This window comes from Streptomyces sp. NPDC091371 (assembly GCF_040684275.1).
Classification (GTDB): Bacteria; Actinomycetota; Actinomycetes; order Streptomycetales; family Streptomycetaceae; genus Streptomyces.
In genome coordinates, this window is record NZ_JBFBFP010000100.1 from 1 (window position 1) to 5,736 (window position 5,736).

Consider the following 5,736-nt stretch of genomic DNA (forward strand, 5'->3'; position numbering starts at 1 on the left):
ACCCGCCGCTTCTTCCGCCGACGTCAGCGTCAGCCACACATCGTCCGCGGCTACTTCGGCGGCCCGCACGTCCGCTACATCCTGGACGAGAACCCCATGAGTTTCTGATCAATACAAAGCCCTGGTCACGCTTGCCTGCCTGCGACTATGGCTCTCCAACTGACATTGCGGACACGCTCTAGGGTGGCCTCATGGATCTTCAGGGCGAACTGATCACGCATCCGTATTCCGCTTATGAACGGCTGCGGGAGACCGCGCCGGTGTCCCGCATCGCGGGTACCGACGGCAGCCCGGCATGGCTCGTCACGCGGTACGACGACGTCCGCCAGGCCCTTGCCGACCCCCGTCTGTCGCTGGACAAAACCAACGCGACCGAGGGGAACTACCGGGGCCTCTCCCTGCCCCCGGCCCTCGACGCCAATCTCCTCAACATGGACGCCCCGGACCACACCCGCATCCGCCGACTCGTCGGCCGCGCCTTCACCCCGCGCCGGATCGAGCAACTGCGCGCACCCATCCGGGCAACGGCGGACCGCCTGCTCGACGCACTCGGCCCGGCCGGCAGTGTGGACATGGTGGCCGCGTTCGCTGCCCCGCTGCCGATCATCGTGATCTGCGACCTCCTGGGCATCCCCGAGGACCGCCGCCTGGACTTCCGTACTTGGACCGACGCGCTCGTCGTACCCGATCCGAGCCGGCCTCGAGCCGCGAAGGAAGCACTGGTCGCGATGCTGGGCTTCTTGACCGAGCTCATGGCGCACAAGCGGAGCCACCCGGGCGACGACCTGCTGTCCGACTTGATCGCAGTCCGGGACGGCGACGGGGACCGCCTGAGCGAGGACGAGCTGATGTCTCTCGCCTTCCTCATCCTCTTCGCCGGCTACGAGAACACCGTCCAGCTCATCGGCAACGCGATCCACAGCCTTCTCCAGCACCCGGACCAACTGGCCCTGCTCCGCAAGGATCCTTCCAGGCTCTCGGGCGCCGTGGAGGAATTCGCACGGTACGAGGGACCCGCCCTCCTCGCCATCAGGCGCTTCCCCACCGAGGACATCACCATCGCGGGGGTCGCCATCCCGGCGGGGGAGACGGTCCTGCTCTCGCTATCCGCGGCCAACCGTGACCCGGCGCGCTTCGCCCGGCCCGGCGTGCTCGACTTCGACCGAGACACCGCCGGGCACCTCGCGCTCGGGCACGGCATTCACTACTGCCTCGGAGCTCCCCTGGCCCGCGCGGAAACCGAGATCGCCCTGGCTGCCCTCCTGGAGCGCTACCAAACCCTCGAACCCGTAGAACCCGCCCCCACCTGGCGCCGGTCACTGCGTGCCCGTGGTCTGACCTCGCTCCCGGTCCGCTACCACGCCGAGTGAGGTGCATCGGCTGGCGCGGCTGTAGACCGTCAGGGTGGAGGGAGCTGGTGTCCGAGCCCCGGGTGCAGAGTCGGCCGAGCAAGGGCTGCGTGCTGACGACCGGGGCGGGGCGCGTCGGCTTCAACGTGGACCGCTACATCCTTCACTCTGCCGAGTACCCGGCTCCCGGGTTTGATCCTTCGCAGGCGTCGATCCGGCTGGCATGCGAGACATGCGGAGCGGTCCCTTCGGAGGAGTGCGAATCGGGCCGCTGGACCGCTCTGCCCTTCCTGAACCGCCTCAGGATTGGTGAAGTCAGGCCGGGGATGTCGTTGACGAGCATGCGCAGGGTCAGGCTGTGCTTCTCGGGCGGCAGGGCATCCATCGCGGCCGTCGCGTGCGCGACGACCCCGCCCTATCGCCGGACTGGGCCAGCATCAGCCCCCGGTGGAGCTCCAGGTGGGTCGCGAAGCGCGGCAGCCATCGCGGGCAGCTCGGCGAGGGCCTGGTCCTGCGCCTCGGTTGCGGCGTGCTCGTTGCCGAGGCGTGCGAGGGGCGGTGTCACTCGGCCCCTTCCCACTGCCGGAAGTCCCGGACGCGAGCGGGTGTGAGGCGGTCGGCCGATGCGGGTTTCTCCCATGGCCGTCGGAGGCCGGCGGCCAGTGGGCGGGCAAGGCGGAGTGCCCCGCCCACCCAGTGGTCATTACCGGATTCGTCAGATGTGTGGTCCGTCTGCCCCGGGCATCGTCGGCCGTACGGGGTCAGTCGATGTCTGCGTACCAGATCCGGCTCGGCGGGCCCCACGCGTCGGATTCGAAGCACCTGGGCATTCCCGGCCTCAGTGCGGGACGCAACAGCCGCCACGTCCGCTCGGTCACCTCGCCACTGAAGCCGTCGAACTCCGGCGTGACCTGGAGCAGCACCGCGCCGTCACGCAAGGTCTCGACCCGGTGGAAGTCACCGGCCGCGGCGATCCCGTTGCCGCCGCCTAGCTCCTGGGCGATCTCGCGCGGAATCACCATCAGCCACTCGTACCCTCGCAGCAGCCGCCGCGACTGCGGCAGCGTCATCGAGGGCAGTGGCGGGCCCACCCGCTCCTCGTGCTCGGTACGGCCCAGCGTCAGGCTGTAGCCGACCTGGGCATAAGACGGGTCCACCTCCTGCGAGAAGTCCCGCAGCAGCTCCGTCATCCGCACCTGGGCAGCCGGCCCGAAGCGCCCTTCGGAGGTCTCCGCGCTGAGCCTGACCCAGTCCCTGGAGCTCTCGTCGCGCGCGACGCCCATCCGCAGGAGCTCCTCTCCGGGCATGCCTCGGTCGTCGAGCCGGTAGACCGCGACCTCGGCCCGCTGCACGTCCAAGACCAGCCACTTGCGCAGCATCGGCAGGTTCTTGCGGGTCAGCACCCGGGAACGGTTGGTGACCCGCCCCCGACCGACAATATGCGCGCTGAGGAAGCCCCAGAGCGACCCGGGCGGGCCACACGGCACCGACTTCTTCAAGGACTCCTCCACCTGCCCGGTGGAGTCGAGAAGCTCTCGGAAAGACTCGCCCTCCAGGCGATCGGCGCCCTCGACGAGCCAGCGCCAGGCCAGATCCGCCAACGCCTCGGTACTGCGGTACTCCGTGTCGATCTCGCATCGGATCTCGTGCATGGCGGCTCACCACTCCTTTCGGGAGAGCTGTCAGTCAAAAGCGCAGGTCATACTAACGAGCTCGTGCATGGTTGGCTGTGGCGCGTCGAAAGTACAGGTCGGCCCGGGGGTTACTGTGGCTGACCGGCCCCGCAGGTGGTGGTCTGCTGGTGTGAAAGCAGTCCGGCGACGGCTTGGACCGTGTCGCTCAGGTGCTCTCGTCGGCTGTGGAGGCGAGTGAGTGCTCGCCAGTTCGGCGGCGGTGTCCCGGGGCCGCCGGGCAACAGCACACGGCGGCTGCCCCGCACCCGTGGAGACGGTCTTCGGAATGCGGCGGAACTCCTCCAACGACAGATCGGTCCTGCTCCAACGCTCTACGCAGCCCCGGCACATTGATGCGTGAAGACCGTGATGGCCAGCGGGCAGTTCGGTACTGGGCGGTCCGCCAGGCCGATGACCGGATACACCCTGGGAAAGGTGATCACCCGGCGCTCCCAGCACCAGCCCAGCATCTCCAGGAACTTCGGATCGAGGGCGCCAACGATCTCCTCAAAGCGCGCATCACCCGCCGGTGTCTCGACCGCAGGCAACACGAGCACCGTCTCGGCCGTCACCGGCTCCCCTCCAGCCCGCCGATGGCACTCGGAGTCGGGACCCCCTCGACAGCCGCCCGCACCCGGCCCGGATCAGGAAACCGGTACGGCCCCGAGGAGTCCGGGCTCCGCTGCCCCAGCAGGGCCTGCACCTCGTCAGGCGTACCGCCCGCGTCCGCAACGTTCGACCCGAACGCCCGCCGGGCCATATGCGGACTCCCCATTACCGTTTTGGTGGCCCCGCAATGGGGCGCCCGGCCTCCGGAGTTGGCATGACTTTCTCCCCCTGTCGAACGCATGGCCTGGGGGGTGGTGTCACCGGCTCCGGAGGCATCGACAGACCGCTGATTAGGGGCATGACCACCGGCTTGTCCGCAGGTCGGGAGGCTCTTCGTAATGTGGATGTGGCGATCGGTGCCGTGGGACGGCCGGGCGAGGACGACCGGAGGACGCACGTGATCGACACGAGTGACATCGGTGCCTTCCTCGGCCTGGACGTCGGCAAAGGCGAACACCACGCCACCGCCGTCACCCCAGCCGGGAAGAAGGCCTTCGACAAGCGGCTGCCCAACAGCGAACCCAAACTCCGCGAGGTGTTCGGCAAGCTGAAGGCCAAGCACGGCACCGTACTCGTCGTGGTCGACCAGCCGGCCTCCATCGGCGCCCTGCCGCTGGCGGTCGCCCGGGACATGGGCTGCCCGGTCGCCTACCTGCCCGGACTGACGATGCGACGGATCGCCGATCTCTATCCAGGCGAGGCCAAGACCGATGCCCGCGACGCCTTCGTCATCGCCGACGCCGCCCGCGTCATGCCTCACACCCTCCGCTCGGTCGACCTCGAAGACGAGACCATCGCCGAGCTGGAGATGATCGTCGGCTTCGACGACGACCTGGCCGGCGAGGCGACGAGGATCTCCAACCGGCTCCGCGGCCTGTTGACGCAGATCCACCCGCACCTGGAGCGAGTCCTGGGCCCGCGGATCCAGCACCTGGCCGTCCTGATGCTGCTGGAACGGTTCGGGTCCCCGGCCCAGATCCGCAAGGCCGGACGCCGTCGACTGATCACACTGATACGCCCGAAGGCCCCGCGGATGGCCGAGAGACTGGTCGAGGACATCTTCACCGCCCTGGACGAACAGACCGTCGTCGTCCCGGGCACGGACGCGGCCGCACTGATCGTCCCCAGCCTCGCCGGCTCCCTGACCGCCGTCCTCGACCAGCGCAAACTCCTCGCCACCCGGATCGCGTACGGGCGCGGGCGGGCCGGTGGGCGCCCACCGGCCGGGACCGGATCGGAGTGGAGGGGATGCTGATCGCCGTCCCCATGCAGGTGCTGGGCTGGCGGGCGGGTTAGGTCGGCCTGGAGCAGGCGGACTATGTCCTGACCGCCCTGAGTGGGTTCGTCGCCCTGGCAACCATCTACCGGGCCCTGGTCTACCGGCGGCCGGACACCGGGCCGTCTCCGGCGGGGGCCGCTGGTGCGGCCCTCGGAGGAAGTCCAGCAGCACGCGGCCCGCGAGGCGGGCGCCGGGCCCACAGCCTGATCGGCGAGAACTGCGAGGAAGGGGGAGGCGGATGGTGATGACGGACAGGCAGCGCCGGGCCGGTGGCAGTGCGCTGGTGGGGACGGTGCTGGCCGCGACCGGCTGGTGGGCGCAGTGGTCCGGGTACGAGGTCGTGGGCATTGCCTTGACCCTGCTGGCCGGGGTCGTGGTGCTGGGCGGTGCGTGGCGCTCGGGCGCCCTGCACCTGCCGCAGGCCGCCGAACCGGCGCCGGACGTCACCGCGCCGGTGCCGCCGTCCTCGGCGCGGGCCAAGGCGGACCAGGAGCGGTCGATGCGGCTGCTGAAGGCGATCGACGAGGCCGCCGACGACGGCAGCGGGGGGAGCTGTCGGAGTTCGAGCGGATCGTCCTCTTCGGCGTCGCCGAACTCCCCGGCCAGGAGTACCCGCCGCCGGGCCACGGCTACCCGCGCACCTGACCCGCCACGGCGTACCGGCATCGCGCCGGGGCCCGGCCGGAGTTTCGTCGACGAAACCACCGCGGCGGGGGGGGGGGGGGGGGGGGGTAATAAGAGCCCCCCCCCGACAGACCCCCCGCCGGCACCCCACCCCGGGGGGGGAGGGGGGGGAGGGGGGGGGAGACGCCGAGCGACCCGCCCC

The 5,736-nt window shown here is 70.1% G+C and carries 3 protein-coding genes and 2 pseudogenes; 3 read left to right on the forward strand and 2 right to left on the reverse strand.

What is annotated here, in order from left to right; genetic code table 11:
- Positions 1-108 (forward strand): annotated as a pseudogene (locus AB0O21_RS40225) (IS630 family transposase); the annotation flags it as partial.
- 83 nt (positions 109-191) lie between these two features.
- Positions 192-1,370, forward strand: a complete 1,179-nt coding sequence (locus AB0O21_RS40230; protein ID WP_365180921.1) for a cytochrome P450 — start codon at positions 192-194, stop codon at positions 1,368-1,370.
- A 740-nt stretch (positions 1,371-2,110) separates the two neighbouring features.
- Here the strand turns inward: AB0O21_RS40230 and AB0O21_RS40235 are convergent.
- On the reverse strand, positions 2,111-3,001 hold the full coding sequence (locus AB0O21_RS40235) for a hypothetical protein (protein WP_365180924.1): 891 nt from the start codon (positions 2,999-3,001) through the stop codon (positions 2,111-2,113).
- A 353-nt stretch (positions 3,002-3,354) separates the two neighbouring features.
- Positions 3,355-3,594, reverse strand: coding sequence for a hypothetical protein (locus tag AB0O21_RS40240; RefSeq protein WP_365180927.1), 240 nt, complete (start codon positions 3,592-3,594; stop codon positions 3,355-3,357).
- 434 nt (positions 3,595-4,028) lie between these two features.
- On the opposite strand from AB0O21_RS40240, the pseudogene AB0O21_RS40245 reads away from it, so the two are divergent.
- Positions 4,029-4,808: pseudogene (locus tag AB0O21_RS40245) on the forward strand (IS110 family transposase); the annotation flags it as partial.
- Positions 4,809-5,736 lie beyond the last annotated feature (928 nt).

Excerpts from the sequence above, each read along its gene's own strand:
- AB0O21_RS40230 (WP_365180921.1), top strand. The coding sequence starts at position 192 with ATGGATCTTCAGGGCGAACTGATCACGCATCCGTATTCCGCTTATGAA.
- AB0O21_RS40235 (WP_365180924.1), bottom strand. The coding sequence starts at position 3,001 with ATGCACGAGATCCGATGCGAGATCGACACGGAGTACCGCAGTACCGAG.